The 21296-nt window shown below is 60.8% G+C and carries 20 protein-coding genes and 1 pseudogene; 9 read left to right on the forward strand and 12 right to left on the reverse strand.

The genetic code is table 11. The features are described from left to right. Positions 1 to 78: 78 nt before the first annotated feature. Positions 79 to 1398: an MFS transporter gene (locus tag ACZZZ4_RS02855; RefSeq protein ID WP_024014128.1), complete on the forward strand. Its 1320-nt coding sequence runs from the start codon at positions 79 to 81 to the stop codon at positions 1396 to 1398. A gap of 146 nt (positions 1399 to 1544) precedes the next feature. Here the strand turns inward: ACZZZ4_RS02855 and ACZZZ4_RS02860 are convergent, their stop codons facing one another. Next, a complete protein-coding gene (locus ACZZZ4_RS02860; protein ID WP_039758263.1) occupies positions 1545 to 2300 on the reverse strand; it encodes a COG4705 family protein in 756 nt (251 codons plus the stop codon). Between the two features lie 275 nt (positions 2301 to 2575). Between ACZZZ4_RS02860 and ACZZZ4_RS02865 the strand changes: the two genes are divergently transcribed. Next, the gene (locus ACZZZ4_RS02865) at positions 2576 to 3205 is read left to right on the forward strand and encodes a flavin reductase family protein (RefSeq protein WP_415761663.1); all 630 of its coding nucleotides are present in this window, start codon (positions 2576 to 2578) and stop codon (positions 3203 to 3205) included. Here the strand turns inward: ACZZZ4_RS02865 and ACZZZ4_RS02870 are convergent, their stop codons facing one another. After that, positions 3206 to 3448: a hypothetical protein gene (locus tag ACZZZ4_RS02870; RefSeq protein WP_039758265.1), complete on the reverse strand. Its 243-nt coding sequence runs from the start codon at positions 3446 to 3448 to the stop codon at positions 3206 to 3208. Positions 3449 to 3491: 43 nt separating this feature from the next. Further along, positions 3492 to 3845 carry a putative quinol monooxygenase gene (locus tag ACZZZ4_RS02875; protein ID WP_039758266.1) on the reverse strand — a complete coding sequence of 118 codons (354 nt, stop codon included), beginning with the start codon at positions 3843 to 3845 and terminating at the stop codon, positions 3492 to 3494. A gap of 368 nt (positions 3846 to 4213) precedes the next feature. Between ACZZZ4_RS02875 and ACZZZ4_RS02880 the strand changes: the two genes are divergently transcribed. Next, positions 4214 to 5143 (forward strand): AraC family transcriptional regulator, encoded by a 930-nt coding sequence (locus ACZZZ4_RS02880; protein ID WP_042607330.1) that lies wholly within the window; start codon positions 4214 to 4216, stop codon positions 5141 to 5143. Between the two features lie 124 nt (positions 5144 to 5267). Here ACZZZ4_RS02880 and ACZZZ4_RS02885 read toward each other — a convergent pair whose 3' ends face one another. Both ACZZZ4_RS02885 and ACZZZ4_RS02890 read right to left on the reverse strand, forming a co-directional pair. Further along, a complete protein-coding gene (locus tag ACZZZ4_RS02885; protein WP_463549245.1) occupies positions 5268 to 6716 on the reverse strand; it encodes an aldehyde dehydrogenase family protein in 1449 nt (482 codons plus the stop codon). After that, entirely contained in the window at positions 6716 to 8353 is a 1638-nt protein-coding gene (locus tag ACZZZ4_RS02890; protein WP_463547215.1) for a 5-guanidino-2-oxopentanoate decarboxylase, read from the reverse strand. The genes ACZZZ4_RS02885 and ACZZZ4_RS02890 overlap by 1 nt, the downstream gene beginning before the upstream one ends. A gap of 225 nt (positions 8354 to 8578) precedes the next feature. Here ACZZZ4_RS02890 and ACZZZ4_RS02895 point away from each other — a divergent pair, with 225 nt between their 5' ends. Then, the gene (locus tag ACZZZ4_RS02895; RefSeq protein ID WP_463547216.1) at positions 8579 to 9460 is read left to right on the forward strand and encodes a LysR substrate-binding domain-containing protein; all 882 of its coding nucleotides are present in this window, start codon (positions 8579 to 8581) and stop codon (positions 9458 to 9460) included. A 123-nt stretch (positions 9461 to 9583) separates the two neighbouring features. On the opposite strand, the gene ACZZZ4_RS02900 is transcribed toward ACZZZ4_RS02895, so the two are convergent. Together ACZZZ4_RS02900 and ACZZZ4_RS02905 are read right to left on the reverse strand one after the other, a co-directional pair. Further along, entirely contained in the window at positions 9584 to 10198 is a 615-nt protein-coding gene (locus tag ACZZZ4_RS02900; RefSeq protein WP_463547217.1) for an NAD(P)-dependent oxidoreductase, read from the reverse strand. A 45-nt stretch (positions 10199 to 10243) separates the two neighbouring features. After that, the gene (locus tag ACZZZ4_RS02905; protein WP_463547218.1) at positions 10244 to 11122 is read right to left on the reverse strand and encodes an MBL fold metallo-hydrolase; all 879 of its coding nucleotides are present in this window, start codon (positions 11120 to 11122) and stop codon (positions 10244 to 10246) included. Between the two features lie 113 nt (positions 11123 to 11235). Here ACZZZ4_RS02905 and ACZZZ4_RS02910 point away from each other — a divergent pair, with 113 nt between their 5' ends. Continuing rightward, positions 11236 to 12165, forward strand: a complete 930-nt coding sequence (locus ACZZZ4_RS02910; protein WP_463547219.1) for a LysR family transcriptional regulator — start codon at positions 11236 to 11238, stop codon at positions 12163 to 12165. Between the two features lie 105 nt (positions 12166 to 12270). Further along, complete coding sequence (locus ACZZZ4_RS02915) at positions 12271 to 12447, forward strand: hypothetical protein (RefSeq protein ID WP_016773438.1); 177 nt, start codon at positions 12271 to 12273, stop codon at positions 12445 to 12447. A gap of 131 nt (positions 12448 to 12578) precedes the next feature. On the opposite strand, the gene ACZZZ4_RS02920 is transcribed toward ACZZZ4_RS02915, so the two are convergent. After that, entirely contained in the window at positions 12579 to 13469 is an 891-nt protein-coding gene (locus ACZZZ4_RS02920; RefSeq protein WP_463547220.1) for a helix-turn-helix domain-containing protein, read from the reverse strand. A gap of 174 nt (positions 13470 to 13643) precedes the next feature. Here ACZZZ4_RS02920 and pobA point away from each other — a divergent pair, with 174 nt between their 5' ends. Further along, on the forward strand, positions 13644 to 14837 hold the full coding sequence (gene pobA / locus ACZZZ4_RS02925; protein WP_463547221.1) for a 4-hydroxybenzoate 3-monooxygenase: 1194 nt from the start codon (positions 13644 to 13646) through the stop codon (positions 14835 to 14837). Positions 14838 to 14914: 77 nt separating this feature from the next. Then, positions 14915 to 16432 (forward strand): MDR family MFS transporter, encoded by a 1518-nt coding sequence (locus ACZZZ4_RS02930; protein ID WP_463547223.1) that lies wholly within the window; start codon positions 14915 to 14917, stop codon positions 16430 to 16432. Positions 16433 to 16564: 132 nt separating this feature from the next. Here the strand turns inward: ACZZZ4_RS02930 and ACZZZ4_RS02935 are convergent, their stop codons facing one another. The 4 genes and pseudogenes from ACZZZ4_RS02935 to ACZZZ4_RS02950 all read right to left on the reverse strand — a co-directional run bounded on the left by ACZZZ4_RS02935 (position 16565) and on the right by ACZZZ4_RS02950 (position 20494). Continuing rightward, the gene (locus tag ACZZZ4_RS02935; RefSeq protein ID WP_463547224.1) at positions 16565 to 17413 is read right to left on the reverse strand and encodes a cache domain-containing protein; all 849 of its coding nucleotides are present in this window, start codon (positions 17411 to 17413) and stop codon (positions 16565 to 16567) included. Positions 17414 to 17542: 129 nt separating this feature from the next. Further along, positions 17543 to 18400, reverse strand: a complete 858-nt coding sequence (locus ACZZZ4_RS02940; protein WP_463547225.1) for an ATPase — start codon at positions 18398 to 18400, stop codon at positions 17543 to 17545. 116 nt (positions 18401 to 18516) lie between these two features. Beyond that, a pseudogene (locus ACZZZ4_RS02945) lies at positions 18517 to 19508 on the reverse strand (NAD-dependent epimerase/dehydratase family protein). A 98-nt stretch (positions 19509 to 19606) separates the two neighbouring features. Then, a complete protein-coding gene (locus ACZZZ4_RS02950) occupies positions 19607 to 20494 on the reverse strand; it encodes a LysR family transcriptional regulator ArgP (protein ID WP_039758296.1) in 888 nt (295 codons plus the stop codon). Between the two features lie 96 nt (positions 20495 to 20590). On the opposite strand from ACZZZ4_RS02950, the gene ACZZZ4_RS02955 reads away from it, so the two are divergent. Beyond that, the gene (locus ACZZZ4_RS02955; RefSeq protein ID WP_016773432.1) at positions 20591 to 21193 is read left to right on the forward strand and encodes a LysE/ArgO family amino acid transporter; all 603 of its coding nucleotides are present in this window, start codon (positions 20591 to 20593) and stop codon (positions 21191 to 21193) included. Positions 21194 to 21296 lie beyond the last annotated feature (103 nt).

The following is a 21296-nucleotide window of genomic DNA, read 5'->3' on the forward strand; positions in this document are numbered from 1 at the left end:
TGGCACACCTCCTGCTATAGCCCTGGCAGGCTGCGTTCAGACGCGCTCCACAAAAACAATTAAACGAAGGATCCTTCAATGGATAACTCCAACGCCCTGCCCCTTGGGTCGGCTGCCGTGCCGGCCAAACCGAGAACCACCGCCAGCCGGATCAAATCGATCTTCAGCGGCTCTGTCGGCAACATGGTCGAGTGGTACGACTGGTATGTCTACGCCGCCTTCTCCCTGTACTTCGCCAAGACCTTCTTCCCCGCCGGCTCCACCACTGCGCAACTGATGAACACCGCAGCGATCTTCGCCGTGGGCTTCCTGATGCGCCCGATCGGTGGCTGGCTGATGGGCATGTACGCCGACAAGGTCGGGCGCAAGAAAGCGCTGATGGCCTCGGTGTACCTGATGTGCTTCGGCTCGCTGCTGATCGCCCTGAGCCCGAACTATGAAACCATCGGCATCGGCGCGCCGATCCTGCTGGTGTTCGCCCGCCTGCTGCAAGGCCTGTCGGTTGGCGGCGAATACGGCACCTCGGCGACTTATCTGTCGGAGATGGCGACCAAGGAGCGTCGCGGCTTCTTCTCCAGCTTCCAGTACGTGACGCTGATCTCCGGTCAGCTCATCGCCCTCGGCGTATTGATCGTGCTGCAAAACATGCTGACCACCGAACAGCTGTACGCGTGGGGCTGGCGTATCCCGTTCGCCATCGGCGCGCTGTGTGCAGTGGTGGCGCTGTATCTGCGTCGCGGCATGGAAGAAACCGAGTCATTCACCAAGAAAGAGAAGTCCAAGGAAAGCGCGATGCGCACCTTGATGCGCCATCCGAAAGAGCTGTTGACCGTGGTCGGCCTGACCATGGGCGGCACCCTGGCGTTCTACACGTACACCACCTACATGCAGAAATACCTGGTGAACACGGTCGGCATGAGCATCTCCGACTCGACCACCATTTCCGCCGCCACGCTGTTCCTGTTCATGTGCCTGCAACCGATCATCGGTGGCCTGTCGGACAAGATCGGCCGGCGCCCGATCCTGATCGCGTTTGGCGTGCTCGGTACGATCTTCACCGTGCCGATCCTGATGACCCTGCACACCATCCAGACCTGGTGGGGCGCGTTCTTCCTGATCATGGCGGCGCTGATCATTGTCAGCGGCTACACCTCGATCAACGCGGTAGTAAAAGCCGAACTGTTCCCGACCGAAATCCGCGCCCTGGGCGTCGGCCTGCCGTACGCACTGACCGTGTCGATCTTCGGCGGCACCGCCGAATACATCGCACTGTGGTTCAAGAGCATCGGCATGGAAACCGGCTACTACTGGTACGTCACCGCGTGCATTGCCGTGTCGTTGCTGGTGTACATCACCATGAAAGACACCCAGAAGCATTCGCGGATCGTGACTGACTGATCGGTTTTTTCAGCCACTGCAACGGTGGCTGTGAGGCCCTTCGCGAGCAAGCTCGCTCCCACAATGGTCGGTGGTGCTCACATATTCTGTGGGCACCCCATTGCCCTGTGGGAGCGAGCTTGCTCGCGAATGAGGGCGACGCGGAATCAAGTCAACTCGGCAACCTGCGGCTTGCCAAAGCGCTTCTGCGCATACGAAGCGCCAACGATCATCACCAGCAGAATCCCCGCCAGCACCGCCGACGAGCCAATGGTGCCGAAATCCAGCCCGCCCTTTTCGTGGGGCTTGGTCATCAAATCGCCCAACGTCGCGCCGAAGGGCCGGGTCAGCACAAACGCCACCCAGAACAGCAGCACTGGCGAAATCTTCGTGAAGTATTTGAGCAGCACGACCGCCGCAATCGTCGAGCCGATCAGCAACGCGCCGCCGGCAAAACCCAGACCCGAATCATCGGCCAGGTAATCACCCAGAGCGGTACCCAAAGTGTTGGAAAACAGAATCGCCATCCAGTAGAACATCTCACCACGGAACGTTTGCACCTTGCTGACATTGAGCGAATCGCCGCTCAGACGCCACGCGACAAAGATCGCCAGGAGAATCGCGATGAGGATCGTCGAACCGGTGGCATAACCCAGCCCGAGGGTGCGATCCATGAAGTCCGACATCGTCGTGCCGGCGGTGCTGGTCGACAGAATTACCAGCCAGTACAGCAGCGGTTTGTAAGTCCTGGCCATCAACTGAGTGATTAACGTCATCACGAACACACTGATCAGAATCAGCGAACTCATCGCGTAACCGACGTTGAGGGTCATCGACAGCAAATCGCCTGCGGTCTCCCCCAGGGTTGTCGCGCAGATTTTCATGACCCAGAAGGCCAGGGTGATTTGAGGCAATTTATTCATCGCGGGAACGCTCCAGTTTGTGACGGCCGGTTATTGATTTTCTGGCCGTGTGCAGACTGGCGTTACGCGGGTGAAAAAGCGGTCGGAGAAGGATGAAAAAATTGTCACCCGGAAAAAAGGTCATTCATCACTGATGAATGCTGCCCGTTCATGGTCAAAATCAAAAGATCGCAGCCTCGGCAGTTTCTACAGGGGTGATTTGCGTCCGGCTGGAAATATGCGCGGTGTCCTTGCACTATGGCTGCATCCGAATGCAGCCCAGGAATCCGCTCCCCATGTCCGATGACATCCATTTCTACGAACCCGCCAACGGCCACGGCCTGCCTCACGATCCGTTCAACGCCATCGTCGGCCCGCGGCCCATCGGCTGGATTTCCTCGCAGGATGCCGAAGGCCGACTCAATCTCGCGCCGTACAGTTTCTTCAACGCCTTCAACTACGTGCCGCCGATCATTGGTTTTTCCAGCGTCGGGCGCAAAGACAGTCTGAACAACATCGAACAGACCGGCGAATTCGTCTGGAACCTCGCCACACGCCCGTTGGCCGAGCAGATGAACCAGAGCTGCGCGATGGTCGCGCCTGAGGTCAACGAGTTTGAACTGGCGGGGCTGACCACCGTGGCATCAAAGGTGATTTCTGTACCTCGGGTCGCCGAAAGCCCGGTGTCCTTCGAGTGCAAAGTCACGCAGATAATCCAGCTGCAACGCGCCGATGGCGAAACCGTACCGAGCTGGCTGATCCTCGGTGAGGTGGTTGCGGTGCACATCGCCAAATGGCTGCTGAAGGACGGCATCTACGACACCGCCGCCGCACAACCGATTCTGCGCGGCGGCGGTCCGGCGGATTATTTCCAGCTGGGGCCTGAGGCTCTGTTCAAGATGTGGCGCCCCGGGGCGCAGAAATAATTACCAGATCAGCTCGGCGTCATCAGTGACGCCCTTGAGCTTGTCCAGCTCATTGATTGCCGCTTCATCGGCAGCGATGGCGCCGGGAAACACCTGCTCATCGAGCAATTTGTGAAAGCGTGGTGCGCCGCCATCGACCAGGGCCTTGACCGCGATGGCCGCGTAATAACCCTTGTTACCGCCCAGCTCAACGGGGACGACTGCGGAGACTGCTTCGAAGCGTTCAAACTCTTTACGTGCCATGTCGCGGATCCTGGCTCAATCAAATAAGCCGGACATTAAACCCTCAACCGGCGAGTTTGTGTATCGGCGCCGAACATTGACCGAGGGCCTGCGCGGCAGATACGTCCCTGAAAGTGTGGAAGTCGAGGCTGTTGACCACCAGGTCCTGGACCAGCTCGGCGAAGACTTCCATCGACGGACTGTTGAAATACGCAGTCATCATTTGCTGGCTGCTCCAGTAACCGCTGACCAGCCACAGGTCGGCGTCGCACTGCGATTGTTGCAACGAGAAACTCAGGCAACCGGGCGCCGCGCGCGAGACTTCGATCAATGCGCTCAGGCGCACGCCGAGTTCCGCTGAACGCCCGGCCTGGGCGCGAACGAAGGCCATATGACTGACAGGCATCTGCTTGGACATGATCAACCCTCCATGAAATCGCGTGGCAGCCGGGGGACGGGCTGCGACTGGAGCAAAGATTAAGGGCCGGGGCCGCCGCGCCGTTAGTCGATTCCTGCCTTCGCGTTGCACAATCCTGCGAGACTTGCCAAAACCCCAGCGCCACCGCTGCCCTGTAGAAGCCGCCGAAGGCTGCGATCTTTTGATCTGAAAAACAAAAATCAAAAGATCGCAGCCTTCGGCAGCTCCTACGGTCGGGCATCTCGGCGACGTTCGGGAACGGCGCGGTGCAGAATCAGGCAAGCATTTGGCAGAATGTGTCTACCGCCGCTGCTTGCACAAACATATGCTCTGCTGCATTCCCCCCTCACTTGCCGAGGATGCCCTGCATGACGTCATTTGATCGTTTTCAAGCCGAACCCAGCGCCGACATGGAAAAGCAGCGTGCGGAGCTGGCGGCGATCATCCGCCGCAACACCAGCGACGATGGCAGCTACCAGACCGCCATCGGTTCGCTGGTGATGTCGCGCCACACCAAGTCCCATGACTTTGCCCCGGTGCTCGCGCAGCCGGCACTGTGCATCATGGCGCAGGGGCGCAAAGAGGTGCGCCTGGCCGACGAGTTCTTCAATTACGACCCGCTGAATTATCTGGTGGTGTCGGTTTCGATGCCGCTCAGCGGGCGCGTGGTCAACGTCTCGCCAGAGGAACCGATCCTCGCCGTGCGCCTCGACATTGATCCGACCGAAATCACCGCGCTGATCGCCGATGCCGGCCCGATGGGCGTACCGACACGGCCGACCGGACGTGGGCTGTACGTGGAAAAAATCGACAGCGCCATGCTTGACGCGGTGCTGCGTCTGGCGCGGCTGCTCGACGCGCCGAAAGACATCGCCATGCTTGCGCCGCTGATTCGCCGGGAGATTCTCTACCGCTTGCTGCGCAGCCCGCAGGGCCATCGTCTGTATGAGATTGCGATTGCGAACAGCCAGAGCCATCGCATCAGCCAGGCGATCAAATGGCTCAACGGCAATTTCGAACAGCCGCTGCGCATCGATGATCTGGCCCGGGAAGTGAACCTTAGCGTGTCGACGCTGCATCATCGTTTCAAGGCGATGACGGCGATGAGTCCGTTGCAGTACCAGAAGCAACTGCGCCTGCAGGAAGCGCGGCGCCTGATGCTGACCGAAGGGCTGGAAGCCTCGGCGGCGGGGTATCGCGTGGGGTATGAAAGTCCGTCGCAATTCAGCCGTGAGTACAGCCGCCTGTTTGGCGCGCCGCCGTTGCGGGATCTGGCGCGGTTGCGGCTTTCTGTCTGATCCGGAATCTGAAGTGGGGCTTATGGCGCTTTCGCGAGCAGGCTCGCTCCCACAGGGAAATGCATTCCAATGTGGAAGCGAGCCTGCTCGCGAAGGGGTCAGTCCAGGCGCTACATATCTATGATCAGACCGCGCGGATCACATGCTTGATCTCCAAAAACGCCGCCAACCCCCAAGGCCCCAGCTCACGACCGACACTGCTCTGCTTGTAACCACCCCACGCTGCCTGCGGGAAAATCACCTGCGGAGCATTGAACCACACCAGCCCCGCCTGCAAGGCATTGGCCACGCGATCCGCCGCTGTGGCATCGCGCGTCACCACACTCGCGACCAGGCCGAACTGCGTGTCATTGGCCAAGGCAATCGCTTCAGCCTCGCTGCCGAAACTGCGAACACACACCACCGGGCCGAAAATCTCTTCACGCCATAACGCGCTGTCCAGCGGTACGTCGGTGAACACCGTCGGTTGCAGAAAATAACCGCGCGGCAAATGCGCCGGACGATTGCCGCCACAGAGCAAACGCGCCCCCGCACTCAGGCCGCGATCGATATGCCCAAGCACCCGCTGGTACTGTGCCTGATTGACCAGCGCGCCCATCTCCACATCCGCATCAAACGGATCAGCGACTCGGATCGCCTGTGCGCGCTGTTGCAGGCGCTGGAGAAACTCATCCATCAATTCCTCAGCGACGAGCACGCGACTGGTGGCCGAGCACATCTGCCCGGCGTTGAAGAACGCGCCGCCACAGGCCAGTTCCACCGCCAGTTGCAGATCGGCATCCGCCAGCACCAGCAAAGACGATTTGCCACCCAGCTCCAGGCTCACACCCTTCACGGTTTCGGCAGCGCGTTGCATCACCTGCACGCCAACCGCATTGCTGCCGGTAAAGGAGATCTTGGCGATGCGCGGATCGGCCGACAACGGCGCGCCCACCGCCAGACCGGTGCCGCAGACCAGATTGAACACGCCGTCGGGCAACCCGGATTCAGCGATGATCGCCGCCAGTTCCAGCTCCGGCAGCGGTGTCACTTCAGAAGGTTTCAGCACCACGCAGCAACCGGCGGCGAGCGCTGGCGCCAGTTTCCACGCGGTGGTGACCATGGGGAAATTCCACGGCACGATCAGCCCGACCACGCCGCACGGCTCACGTCGCAAGCGTGCGCTGAAATCTTCGCTGGGCAGCGGCACATTACTGTCCTGACCGACGTCGAGGCCTTCGGCGAGCTCGGCGTAATAGTCGAAAGTAGCGATCACGTCATCGACATCGATGGCCGCTTCGAACTGCGGTTTGCCATTGTTGCTCGACTGCAGGTTCATCAAGTGATCGCGACCGTTGCGCACGCCGTTGGCGATGTTGCGCAGGATCACAGCGCGCTCGGCGCCGGTGGTTTTCGACCAGTGTTTGAACGCCTCGGTCGCCGCGCTGATCGCTTGATCGACGGCGTGTTCGTCACCGCCGTTGACGGTGATCAGCAGCGCTTCGGTAGCGGGGTTGATCACCCGTAGATGTTCGCCCCCCGCCGACCACTGACCGTTGATGTAGAGCCCGTCGAGTGTGGTTGGAAAACTGATCATTGGGCCACCGCCTGCATCCACTGGTTCTGGTCGATTTCAATCAGTGTCGGGCCTTGCCGGTCCGTCGCCTTACGCAACGCTGCGCACAATTCGTCGATGCTGCTGATGGCTTGCGCGGCGCAGCCGAGGCCCTTGGCTACGGCGATGAAATCCGGGGTATAGATGTCCACGCCGACCGGTTCGATAGCGCGATTGACCATGTACTTTTTGATCTCCTCGTAACCCTGGTTATTCCACAGCAGCACGATCACCGGCACCCGCGCTTCGACGGCGCTGGCCAGTTCCGGCAGGGTGAATTGCAAGCCGCCGTCGCCGATCAGGCACACCACGGGCGGGCGCGCGCCGTTATCGAGTTGGCCGCCGAGCCACGCACCGATCGCCGCTGGCAACGCATAGCCGAGGGTGCCGTAACCGGTGGATGCGTTGAACCAGCGACGTGGACGCTCGGGGTTGAAGGTGAGGTTGCCGGTGTACACCGGTTGCGTGGAATCGCCGACGAACACCGCTTCGGGCAATTCGTGCAGTACGGTTTCAAGGAAACGCGTCTGCGCCAGCGTCGGCGCGTCCCAGCTCGCGGCCAGTTCATTGCGCAAACGCGCGGCCCGTACCTGGCCCCAATCATTACGGCGCTCGGCCAGCGGTTTCTGCGTCAGGGTGCTGAGCAAGGCTTGCGCGGCGTTGCCCGAATCAGCGACCAGTGCGACGTGCGGCGGGTAGTTGCGCACGGTCTGATCGGCATCGATGTCGATGCGCAGCAGCTTGCCGGGAATCTCGAAGCCGCCGGCGAAAGTGACGTCGTAATCGGTCTCGGCCAGCTCGGTGCCAATCGCCAGCACCACGTCAGCTTCAGCGACCAGTGCGCGGGTGGCGACCAGACTTTGCGTCGAACCGATCAACAGCGGATGGCTGGTTGGCAGCATGCCTTTGGCGTTGATGGTCAGCGCCACTGGAGCGTGGAGCAATTCGGCGATTCGCGTCAGCTCCGGCGCCGCGTCGATAGCACCGCCGCCGGCGAGAATCAGTGGACGTTGCGCGGTGGCGAGCAGTTCGCCCATCCGGGCCACGGCAGCCGGTGCGGCGCCGGCGCGGTCGATATTCACCGGCACGCTGGCGAGCAACTCATCGGCCTCTTCCACCAGTACGTCCAGCGGAATTTCGATGTGCACCGGACGCGGTCGCCCGGCCTGGAACAGCGCGAAAGCACGAGCAAGCACCACCGGCAGTTCGGCAGCGGACATCAGCGTGTGCGAGAACGCTGCGACGCCGCCGACCAGTGCGCTCTGGTTCGGCAGCTCATGCAACTTGCCGCGCCCACCACCCAGCTGACTCCGCGACTGCACGCTGGAAATCACCAGCATCGGAATCGAATCGGCGTAAGCCTGGCCCATGGCCGTGGTGATATTGGTCATGCCCGGGCCGGTGATGATGAAGCACACGCCGGGTTTGCCGCTGGTGCGTGCATAGCCGTCGGCCATGAAGCCGGCGCCCTGTTCGTGACGAGGCGTGACGTGGTTGATGCTTGAACGGGCCAGGCCTCGGTACAGCTCAACGGTGTGCACACCGGGAATGCCGAACACCTGTTCGACCCCGTAATTTTCCAACAGCCTGACCAGTACTTCGCCGCACGTTGCCATGTTGATTGCCCCTTTCGTTCGGTGAAACGCAGATCCCCTGTGGGAGCGGGCTTGCTCGCGAAAGCGGTGTGTCAAACAGCGACGAGATAACTGACCCACCGCATTCGCGAGCAAGCCCGCTCCCACAAGGTCTGCACATGGGGCCATTGGAACGGCGCACACCTAGCGGCAACAATCGATTAATAGTCATACTAGCCATGTCCTCACGTCATACCTCGGATCGCCATGAAACGCCTGCCTCCCCTGCCCGCTCTGCATACGTTCTGGATCACCGCGCAATGCTGCAATTTCACTCGCGCCGCCGAGCAGTTGCACATCACTCAGGGCGCGGTGAGCCGGCAGATCGCCGGGCTGGAAGAACAGCTCGGCTATCCGTTGTTCATTCGTTTGGCACGAGGGCTGGCGCTGACGGCCGAAGGACACGAATGGCTACCGCAGGTGGAGAAGGTCTTCGGGCTGATCAGCGAGGCGACCGAGCAGATCGGCCGGACGCGGCAAACCTTGCAACTCAAGGCGCCGAGCTGCGTGATGCGCTGGCTGCTGCCGCGTCTGCTGCAATGGCAGAAGGAACGCCCGGACGTGCCGGTGAAGTTGACGGCCTCGCTGCAACACGGCGTGGATTTTCAGCGCGAGCCATTCGATGCCGCGGTGATCTACGGCCCGCCGCCGGACCATTCGCCAGGCGCGCTGCATCTGTTCGACGAGCAACTGACACCGGTCTGCTCGCCGCAATTGCTCAAAGGGTCCCCGGCGCTGAATTCACCCAAGGATTTGCAGAATCATCTGTTGTTGCACCCGACCCACGACATTCAGGACTGGTCGGTATGGCTCGATGCGGCGGGTTTGCAACTGGGCAACCTGAGCAGCGGCCAGCATTTCGAAACGCTGGATCAGGCGATGTCGATGGCCTCCCATGGCACGGGCGTGGCAATTGGGGACTGGTCGCTGATTGGCGATGATCTGGACGCAGGACGGCTGGTGATGCCGTTTGCGTTGAAGGTGAAGACGGGGTTGGCGTATTACGTGGTGGTGCCGCAGGACGCGGAACCTTGCGCGCCTCTTCAGCAACTGATGGACTGGTTGGTCGAACAGGCCTGGTCTCGCTGAAAATCTGCACTCACCTGTGGGAGCGAGCCTGCTCGCGAATGCGGTCGTTCATTGAGCATGAATGTTGACTGATATGCCGCCTTCGCGAGCAGGCTCGCTCCCACATTGAAACTTTGCCCGGCCTTAGTAACCGACCGTATAACGCTGCCGCAAATGCTTCGGCGTCTCCACTTCGTCAATCAGCGCAATCGCATAATCGGCAAAGGTGATCCAGCTACGCCCTTCGGCACTGACCAACAGGTGATCCTTGCCGACGCGATACTGGCCGCTGCGTTCACCCTCGACAAACTCCGCCGACGGCGAGAGGAAAGTCCAGTCCGGTTCCTGCTCTTGACGCAGCGCTTCCAGAAACGCCGCCCCTGCGCTCGCCTCGGCTTTGTATTCAGCCGGGAAACCGGCGCTGTCGATCACCCGCGTATCGTCCGGCAGCAACAGCGAACCGGCGCCGCCGACCACCAGCAAGCGCTTCACGCCCGCCTGCTTCACCGGTCCGACAATCGCCGAGGCCGGGACGGTGGCGAAATGCGCTGCGCTGATCACCACGTCGTGACCGGCCACCGCCGCTTGTAGCGCCGCCGAATCCAGCACGTCGAGGCTCTTGCTGACGACACCGGCGCGGCTGCCGATCTTCGAGGTATCGCGGGCGATGGCGGTGACGCTGTGGCCGCGACGCAGGGCTTCTTCCAGCAGTTGGCTACCGGCACGGCCGGTGGCACCAATGATTGCGATCTTGCTCATGACGTTCTCCAGTTGGCTTGAAAATGCTGCGTGTTCAGGTTCGGCTTACCACTTCATCTCGCCCTTGGCGACTTTTGCGCTGAGCTCCAGCGAACTTTCTTCGCCGAGTTGCGGGTAGCGCTTTTTCATCGCTGCGATCAGTGCAGCGGAGTCTTTGGCCTTGGCGGTTTCGGCATCGAAGGCCTTGATGTAATCAGCGGTGAATTGCACGCTGGCCAGCGAGCGGCTGCTGTCGCCCAGGTAATGGCCGGGCACCACGGTTTGCGGTTTCAGGCTTTCGATGGTGTGCAGAGTGTGCAGCCAATCGGCGTGGGATTGCGCGGTCTGGGTGTCGGCCATCCACACATGAATGTTCTCGGCCACCACTACGCCACCGACCGCTGCTTTGAGCGACGGGATCCATACGAAGCTGCGATCCGGCTGCTTGCCATCGAGGCCGATCACCTGCAACTGCTTGCCTTCTAGGGTCAGGCTGTCGCCCTTGAGCACTTCAGGGACAATGGTTTTCGCCGGAACGTCGGCGCCCATTTTCGGCCCCCAGTAGGCCAGTTTGCCGTCGACGGTGTGCTTGATGTGATCGACGGTCGGCTGCGAAGCCAGCACTTTCGCCTGCGGGAATGCTTGGGTCAGGGTGTCGAGGCCGAAGTAGTAATCCGGGTCACCGTGGCTGATGTAGATGGTGGTCAACTGCTTGCCGCTGGCGCGGATCTTCTCCACCACCTGCTCGGCCTGGGATTTGCCGAATTGCGCGTCGACCAGAATCGCTTCTTTCTCACCGCTGACCAGCACCGAGCTGACTGGGAAAATCGCCTGAGTGCCCGGATTGTAGACATCAAGGTTCAGCTCGGCAGCGGATGCATGGGCGGCAAAGCCGAAAAATGTTGCGGCGAGCAGAACGCGTTTGAAAGGGGTGAAGCCGATCATTTGTTGCTCCGAGTTTCGAATGCCAGTCTGGCGATGCAACAGAGCTTAGTTGCCAGACTCAGTACAAAAAATGCGATGCTTGGACATAGTTTGTTTCTGAAAGCGGGCAAATCATGGATCGGCTTCAAGCAATGCGGGTATTTGTCACGGTGGTCGATTTGGGCAGTCAGTCGGCGGCGGCCGATCACCTCGACCTGTCGCGGCCGGTGGTGTCGCGCTATCTGGCGGAGCTGGAAGACTGGGTCGGCGCGCGGCTGATGCACCGCACCACGCGCAAACTGAGCCTGACCGCCGCCGGCAGTGAAATCCTCCCGCGTTGTCGGCAAATGATCGAGCTGTCGCAGGACATGCAGGCCGCCGTCAGCGAACCCCATGACGCGCCGCGCGGACTGCTGCGGATCAGTGTCAGCACCTCGTTTGGCCAGGCGCAACTGGCCGATGCGGTCGCGGCATACGTCAAGCTTTACCCAGGCGTGAGTATCGATCTGCAGATGCTCGACCGCACGGTGAATCTGGTCGATGAACGCATCGATCTGGCGATTCGCACCAGCAACGATCTTGATCCGAATCTGATCGCCCGACGCCTGACCGTGTGTCGCTCGGTGGTCTGCGCAGCGCCGGCTTATCTGCTTGAGCATCCGGCGCCGCAGACGGTTGAGGATTTGAGCCGACATAACTGCCTGACCCATTCCTATTTCGGCAAGAGCCTTTGGCATTTCGAAGAGGATGGTGAACCGGTTTCGGTACCGGTGCAGGGCAATATCAGCGCCAACGAGGCCAGCACCCTCCTGCGCGCAACCCTAGCCGGCGCGGGCGTGGCGATGCTGCCGACCTACCAGGCTGGCGTGCATATTCACAACGGCGAACTGCTGCGTTTGCTGCCACACGCAGAACCGCGCCAGATGACTATCTACGCGGTGTACGCCTCACGCAAACACATGCCGGCGGCCCTGCGCAGCTTGCTCGACTTTCTGGTTCGGCGCTTTCCCGAAAATCCCGCGTGGGATGAAGCTGCGAGCCTCAAGCCACAAGCGCCGAGCTGACCGCGTCGTGACAGCTTGCCGCTTGCCGCTTAAAGCTTGCAGCTGCGCCTGCCTGACCTATGCTCAAAGTAATACCGCAAGGTAGACGTTCAGAGGTCGCACGCCATGAACATCAAAACAAAAAGATACGCCGCCATTTTCATCACCTGCGCCGCGACGCTGGCGCTGTACGGCACCGCTGCCTGGCGGGTCGAGCAGTTGCGTCAGCTGCCGCGCGAGTATGCGAGCTGCAACTATGAGCGGTGTATTCCGCACAATGCCACGCTGAACGCATTGCGCTGACAAGACTGACCTGGACTGCATCCCCTGTGGGAGCGAGCCTGCTCGCGAATGCGGTGTGTCAGTCAACCACGATGCTGAATGAAAGACCATATTCGCGAGCAGGCTCGCTCCCACAGGGGCTGGCGGTATTCTCAGTGTTGTTGTTCGGCCTTCAAACGGTCGCGGAATGCCTTTGGCGAAATTCCCACGCGGCGACGGAACAGGCGCGTGAAGTTGGTCGGATCGGAAAATCCCAACAACTCCGACATCTCGTAAATCGTCATGCTGGTGTAGGTCAGCAGCCGCTTGGCTTCCAGCAATTGGCGCTCGTGCATGATCTGCAACGCCGGTTGCCCGGCCAGTTCACGGCAGGTGCCGTTGAGGTGCGACACGGAGATGCCCAGTCGATGGGCGAGGTCTTCGACCTTGACGTGCTGGCGGTAAGTCTCTTCCACCAATTGAATGAAACCGTTGAGGTATTCGCGCTGGCGTTGCGGCCGTTGGCTGGCCTTGTGGCGGACGATTGCCTGGCGGCTGACCCAGACCATGATCACACTGACCAGCGAATGCATGAGCATTTCCCGCGCCGGTTGATGGCCGTTGTACTCGGCCTGCAACGCTGAAAACAGGCTGTTCAGATAATCGCCATCCTTGCCGGCCGGGTAGTTTTCCGCGCGGGCCAAGGCGTGTACCGAGTCGCCCAGCTGCGCCTGCAAATGATTGATCAGTGGCGTGGCCAGGGTAACGATGAAGCCTTCAACATCCTCGGTAAATCGAAAGCCATGCACCGACAACGGTGGCAGCACCTGAATCGCCGGGGTCTCGAGCTGCGTGCGCTGGCCTTCGATTTCAAGCTCTGCCTGACCTTTGAAAACGAACAGCAGCTGGCACAGATCCGCGTGGCGGTGGGGTTTGATTTCCCATTGGTGTTCGCGACTGCGCGAGGAAATGGTTTCACAGTGCAGCAAGTCCGGGGTCGGCCAGTCCAGGCTTTCACCGTAGAGCTTGAACACCGGAATCGAAGGCAGGGCAGGCTTGTTCATACTTCAATCCAGGCCTCGGGTTTATGGGCGATAATCGCACCGATTGGCAGAATGTACAGGTATCGGCTCAGTTTTCACCTTCAATTGACAGACCCGCAAGGGAAAAATGCAAGCACTCGATCCATAAAATCATTCACGGCGATTGCTGCGTGAAGCTTGCGAGTCATAAAAACAATGAAAACCCTGAAAACCCAAGTCGCCATTATCGGCGCCGGTCCTTCCGGACTGCTCCTCGGCCAGTTGCTGCACAACGCTGGCATCGACACGCTTATCCTCGAACGCCAGACGCCCGATTATATTCTCGGGCGCATCCGCGCCGGCGTGCTTGAACAAGGCATGGTAGAGCTGCTGCGTCAGGCCGGCGTCGGTCAGCGAATGGACGCTGAAGGCCTGGTTCATGGCGGCTTCGATCTGGCGCTGGATGGGCGTCAGGTGCACATCGACCTGCACGCACTGACCGGCGGCAAAACCGTAATGGTCTACGGCCAGACTGAAGTCACCCGCGACCTGATGGCCGCTCGTCGGGAGGCCGGCGCGCCAACAATTTATCAAGCGAGCAATGTGGTTCCCCACGGCATGAAAAGCGACGAAGCGTTTGTCACCTTCGAAAAGGACGGTGAAAGCTGGCGCGTCGATTGCGATTACATCGCCGGTTGCGATGGTTTCCATGGCGTCGCTCGGCAGTCGATTCCTGCCGATTGCCTGAAGATCTTCGAGCGGGTCTACCCGTTCGGCTGGCTGGGCATTCTCGCCGACACGCCGCCGGTCCACGACGAACTGGTCTACGCCCGCCACGAACGCGGCTTCGCCTTGTGTAGCATGCGTTCGGCCACGCGCACTCGCTATTACCTGCAAGTGCCGGCGGATGAAAACGTCGATGACTGGAGCGATCAGCGTTTCTGGGATGAACTGAAAAAACGCCTGCCGGTTGCTCTAGCGGAAAAACTGGTGACCGGCCCATCGATCGAAAAAAGCATCGCGCCGCTGCGCAGTTTTGTCGTCGAGCCGATGCAGTACGGGCGCATGTTTCTCGTCGGCGACGCCGCCCATATCGTCCCGCCCACTGGCGCCAAAGGCTTGAACCTGGCCGCCAGCGATGTCAGCACGCTATTCAATATCCTGCTCAAGGTCTATCGCGAAGATCGCACCGATCTGCTGGAAAAATACTCGGAGATCTGCCTGCGCCGGGTGTGGAAAGCCGAACGGTTTTCCTGGTGGATGACGTCGATGCTGCATCGCTTTGACGAGCACGATGAGTTCAGCCAACGCATCAGCGCCTCGGAACTGGACTACTTCGTCAGCTCGCAAGCCGGGCAAAAAACCATTGCAGAAAATTACGTCGGGCTTCCGTACGAGGCTATCGAATAGCTTCCTACCGACTTACACTGCGAGCATCCACCCGCGCGCGATGGCCGCGCGGGTCCATCACTGCCCGCAGGTTTTCCGTGACCACTCTCAATCAGCCTGAAACGCCCAAACCGGCCATTCGCAGCGTGCTGGTCGCCTTGATGATGGCGATCTTCCTCGGTGCACTGGACCAGACCATCGTCGCCGTGTCGATGCCGGCGATCTCCGCGCAATTCAAGGACGTCAGCCTGCTGGCCTGGGTGATTTCCGGTTACATGGTGGCGATGACCGTGGCGGTGCCGATCTACGGCAAGCTCGGCGACCTGTATGGGCGACGCAAACTGATGTTGTTCGGCATGGGCCTGTTCACCCTCGCCTCGCTGTTCTGCGGCATGGCGCAAAGCATGGAACAACTGGTGCTGGCACGGATCCTTCAGGGCATCGGCGCCGGCGGCATGATCTCGGTGAGCCAGGCGATCATCGGCGACATCGTCCCGCCACGTGAACGCGGGCGCTATCAGGGTTACTTCAGCAGCATGTACGCCGTGGCCAGCGTCGCCGGCCCGGTGCTTGGCGGCTACATGACCGAATACCTGTCGTGGCGCTGGGTGTTTCTGATCAACCTGCCGCTGGGGCTTGGCGCCTGGTGGGTGGCACGGCGCAACCTGCGCGGCTTGCCGATTCCGCAGCGCAAACCGGTGATCGATTACCTTGGCACGGTGCTGATGATCATCGGCCTCACGGCGTTGCTGCTCGGCATCACTGAAGTCGGCCAGGGCCATTCATGGCGCAGCAGCGAAGTACTTGGCCTGTTCGCCTGCGCCGTGGTGGTGTTGGCGCTGTTCGTCTGGCATGAACGTCGTGCACGCGAGCCATTGTTGCCGATGCACCTGTTCGCCAACCGCAATGCCCTGCTGTGCTGGTGCACGATTTTCTTCACCAGTTTCCAGGCCATCTCGCTGATCGTGTTGATGCCGCTGCGCTTCCAAAGCGTCACCGGCGCGGGCGCCGACAGCGCCGCGTTGCACTTGCTGCCTCTGGCCATGGGCTTGCCGATCGGCGCCTATTTCGCCGGCCGTCGCACCTCGATCACCGGACGCTACAAACCGCAGATTCTCACCGGCGCGATTCTGATGCCGATTTCGATTCTCGGCATGGCCTTCAGTCCACCACAAGCGACGCTGCTCAGCGGTTTGTTCATGTTGCTCAGCGGCATCGCTGGCGGCATGCAGTTCCCGACCTCGCTGGTCGGCACGCAAAACTCGGTGGAACAACGCGACATCGGCGTCGCCACCAGCACCACCAATCTGTTCCGCTCACTGGGCGGCGCGGTGGGCGTGGCGTTGATGTCGGCGCTGTTGCTGGCGTTGTTGCACGATTCCAGTTTCGCCCACTTGGCGAGCAACTCGCTGATCAGCGAGGGGCATTCGGGCAACGTCCTGCTCGATGGCCTGAACGCAGCACCCGGTGAAGCGCAGAACGCCTTGCGCGCGGAGCTGCTGGTGACCTTCCGCCATTTACTCTGGGTCAGCACGGCAGTGTCGTTGCTGGGGCTGGCAGCGGCGATTGCCATGCCGAACAACCTGCTGCGCGGACGGGAGCACGGCGCGAAATGAGCCTTTTGCGCTGATCGTTCCCACGCTCTGCGTGGGAATGCCTCAACGGACGCTCTGCGTTCGGCCTTGGATGGGACGCAGAGCGTCCCGGGCTGCATTCCCACGCGGAGCGTGGGAACGATCGTCGCGCGCTCAAGGGCTGTAATAACCCACCGCGACGAGGAAATGCCCGACCTTTTTCAGGTACGCATGCTTGTCTTCGATCTTGCCGGTCACCGGGTTTTTCCAGCGGTATTCATATTCGCCTTCATCCTGCTTGCCGATCAGCGCCAGAATAGGCTCGCCCACCGGTTTGCCTTCCGGGTCCTTGACCTTGCCGAAATCAGTGTTGATCAAGCGCAGGTTGGTGCCGTGGGCGACATACCGCTGATTGTTCAGATCGACCACAAATACATACAGGTCATCCTGCAGATATCCACCCTTGAGCGAGTTGATCGCTACCAGCGTGCCCTTCTCGTCCTTGGTCAGATCCGTCGCGGCTTTGTCGAGCAAGGCCTTGGCCTGCTCCGCCGAGGCCCGTGGCAGGTAGTAACCCACGGCAAGAATGCGCTGGCCGACACGCTGATAGAACACATGCTTGCGCTCGACCTTGGCGTCGGCCCAGTTCTGCCAGCGGTATTCGGCCTGCTGGATGCCGTTGCCTTCCGGCACTTTCAGCGCATCCTTGAACGCCTTCTGCAGATCCGGGCCGAGCACTTCGCTGACATCACGGCCGATCAGCGCCGATGACGGCCCGCCACTGGCAAGCATCACGCCTTTGGTGTCGAGGACAAACACGTAGCGATCCTTGTCGACGAACTCACCCTGGCGGCTGAATGCGGCGAAGGCTTTGTCACCGTTGTCGTGGTAATAAGCCAAGGCTTTTTCCAGCAGGGCGATTGCGGCCTGGCTGTCATCCTTGGCGGCGGTGGCGGCGCTGGCCTGGCCGAAGCCGGCCAACAGGATCAGGCCGAGCCAGGCCACTTTATGCAAAAACCCCATAGCGCATCCCTCGTTCTTTTTGGTGTTTCAAGAGCGTAGACGGCTTGCGGTCATGTAGAGATATTCAGAGCGTTTCTGAACATTGCGCCGTGAGGCTGACAAGCAATGCTCGCCAGCCTCGCTGAGCGCTTACGGGCGGGAATTGATCTGTTGTTGCAGGTTCTGGATTTGCGCCTGCAGGGTGTTGAGGTTGCGGGTCATCTGCGCGCGAAACGCATCGAACTCGGCAGTATTGCCGCCACCCTGTGGCGCTGCCGGGCGGTTGTCCTGCTGACTTTTCAGCACGACGATGTCCTGCTCCAGACGATCGATCGCCGCGCTCGGGTTGCCCTGCTTCTTCAGCGCGGCGATATCGGCGCCGAGGCTTTTGAACTGGGCATCGAAACTTTTCAACTGGGCATCGACCTTGCTGGTATCGGCCGGCGTGCTTTTGATTGTCGCCAGTTCAGCACTCAGGGCTTTGACCTGCGCCTGCAATTGGGTATTGGCGTTCTGTTGTTCGGTGGTCTGCGCGGTCATCTGCGCCAGCCGCTTGTCCAGCTCGCTGGCCTGCCCGGCCACGCCTTGCTGCTGCTTGCTCTGGTCGAGCAGCTTGCCTTCGAGTTGTTTGATCTGCAGCTTCAGCGCTTCGCTGTCGCTGCTGACGTTGCTCTGACTGGCGACAACTTTGCCGGAAATATCCTGCAGACGCCCCGCCGCTTCTTCGCTGATCCGCGCGAAGCTTTCCTGGGTAGCAACCAGTTGCTGCTCCATCAACGAAATCTGCTGGAAGCTCCACCAGGCCAGACCGATGAAGGCGAAAAACAACGCGCCAACCAGTGCCCACAGCGGCCCGGTGCTGGCGGCCTTGACCTTGACCACTGGCGCCGTGCGCGAATGCACGGAGGTACGGGGGCTGGGCGCGATGTCATCGTCATCGAACGGATCGGCGCGCAGGCTTGGCACGTTGTCGAAATCGTCGTCGTGGGCATCGTTTCGCATGGACATTGAGGCAACCTTTGGCAAACGCGGTGATGGCTAAATGCTGCGAAGTATAACCGCCGCAGCCGCAGGCATTGACCCTCAACCCGCAAGGCGGTTCATTGCCGCCCGGCCGAATCGTTTCAACGGATGTCCTGAGCTTTCCACCACGCACAGAACTCATCGAGGGCAGCCCACACGCTGACTTGCGGATCGTAGTCGAGATAATGCCGGGCGCGGCTGATGTCGAGGGTGAAATTTTTTTCATGACCTGCATGCCCAGGCGCGACAGGGTCGGCTCCGGACGTCCGGGCCAGAGCATGCACGCGCCCTCGTTAAGCGCCGCGACGCTGTAGGCCAGACCGTACGATCGGTATTTACGCACCTGATCGACGTCCATCCGGCGCATCACGTAGTTGACCACGTCCCACAGCGGCACCGGCGCACCGTTGCTGATGTTGTAGGCCTTGCCCAGCGCCGAACCTTGGGCCAACAAACTGCTGAGCATGGCTTCGTTGAGGTTCTGCACGCTGGTGAAATCGACTTTGTTCAAGCCGTTGCCGATGATCGCCAGACGACCCTTGCGCTGCATCTTCAACAGGCGCGGGAAGATGCTCATGTCGCCGGCACCGGTGACGAAACGCGGGCGCAGGGCGATGGTTTCCAGACCGAATTCCTGAGCGCCGAAGACCTTTTGCTCGGCCAGATACTTGGTCGCGGCGTAGGGATGCTTGAAGCGTTTGGGCACTTGCTCTTCGGTCAGACCGAGATGGTCGCGGCCATCGAAATAGATCGACGGCGACGACAGATGCACCAGCCGCCGCACCCGCTGCTTGAGGCAGGCTTCGACGACGTTTTCGGTGACTTCGACGTTGCCCTGATGAAAGTCCTGATAACGCCCCCACACGCCGACCGCACCAGCACAATGCACCACCGCTTCGACGTCGCGGCACAGATCGCGCACCAGATCGGCGTCGGTCAGATCGCCCGGCACAAACTCGGCACCGCGGCGCACCAGATGCTCGACACTCTCGGCCCGGCGACCGTTGACCCGCACTTCAAGGCCCTGCTCCAAGGCGAAACGCGCAAAGCGCCCGCCAATAAAGCCGCTGGCGCCGGTAACCAAAATCTTCATCAAAAACTCCAGGAAGCAGCTGCAAGCTTCGAGCTTTCAGCTGCAAGTTGAAACGGTGCGTGTTCTTGCCGCTTGCAGCTTGACGCTTGCAGCTGCGTTCAAGCCACTAGCCATTGCTTTGAGGAGCGCAGCAGTTGTTCGGTCAGTAGATTGAGCAACTGGCCGCCATTGCGCCAATGATGCCAGTACAGCGGCACGTCGATCGGTTTATCTGGCAGCAATTCGCGCAGCTCGCCGCGTTGCAACTGCTCGCGCACCTGCAGTTCCGGCACCAGGCCCCAGCCGAGGCCGGCTTCGGTCAGGCGAATGAAGCCTTCAGAAGACGGACATAAGTGATGTTCAAACGCGCCGTCGACGCCCAACAGCGCCAGGTAGCGATGCTGGAGGAAATCGTCCGGGCCGAACACCAGCGCCGGGGTGCGCGGCAACTGTTCGGCGCGCACGCCATCGGGAAAATGCCGAGCGATGAATGCGGGGCTGGCCAAGGCGCGATAGCGCATGGCGCCGAGCAATACGCTGCGTGCGCCAGCCACCGGGCGCTCGCTGGCGCACAGGCACGCGGCCACTTCACCGGCACGCATGCGTTTGAGGCCGACGGTCTGGTCTTCGACGATAAGGTCGAGCAACAAATGCTGCTCGGCGCAGAAATCGCCGACGGCCTCGGCCCACCACGTGGCGAGGCTATCGGCGTTGAGGGCGATGCGCAGGCGATCGGGCAGACCTTCTTCGTCCAGCGCTGGCACCGCCGACTGCAAGTCGCGCTCGAGCAAACGCACCTGCTGCACATGGTTGAGCAAACGTCGGCCGATTTCCGTCGGCGCTGGTGGTGTCTCACGCACCAGCACGGGTTGGCCGACCCGCGCCTCGAGCAATTTGATGCGTTGGGAGATCGCCGACTGCGACAGACCAAGGACCTGTGCAGCGCGATCAAATCCGGCCTGTTCGACCACAGCAGCCAGCGCGGAAAGCAATTTATAGTCGAACATCAGTTTTCCTAATGGGCGATCAGCACTATTGGTTTTTCTTATACAGCCTTACACCGGAGAATAGCCAGCAAGCACTCTCTTTCAAGGACATCTCCCATGTGGCAAAGCTATGTAAACGGCCTGCTGGTGGCGTTCGGCCTGATCATGGCGATCGGCACGCAGAACGCTTTTGTATTGGCCCAGAGCCTGCGCCGTGAACACCATTTGCCGGTGGCGGCATTGTGCGTGGTGTGTGACGCGATTCTGGTCGCGGCCGGAGTGTTCGGCCTGGCGACGATTCTGGCGCAGAACCCGACCCTGTTGGCGATCGCCCGTTGGGGCGGCGCGACGTTTCTGATCTGGTACGGCAGCCAGGCGCTGCGACGGGCCTGTTCGAAGCAGAGCCTTGAACAAGGCGAGAACCAGACCGTGCGCTCGCTGCGCGCAGTGATGCTCAGCGCTCTGGCGGTGACCTTGCTCAACCCCCACGTTTATCTCGATACGGTACTGCTGATCGGCTCGCTGGGCGCGCAGCAATCAGTGCCAGGCGCTTACGTGGTCGGCGCGGCGAGTGCCTCGCTGCTGTGGTTTTTCACCCTGGCCCTCGGCGCCGCGTGGCTGGCGCCGTGGCTGGCCCGCCCGAGTACCTGGCGCATTCTCGATCTGGTCGTGGCGTTGATGATGTTTGCGGTCGCCGCACAACTGATCATCGCCGGGTGATTAATTGCCAAAGGCTCTGGAACCTCTATCCCACACAGTTGTTGCGTGGTTAAGGCGCGACCCCGGTGCTATGATCCGAACCCTGCGCCGCAAAGAGTAAAAA

It is taken from the genome of Pseudomonas sp. AC252, from assembly GCF_979258105.1.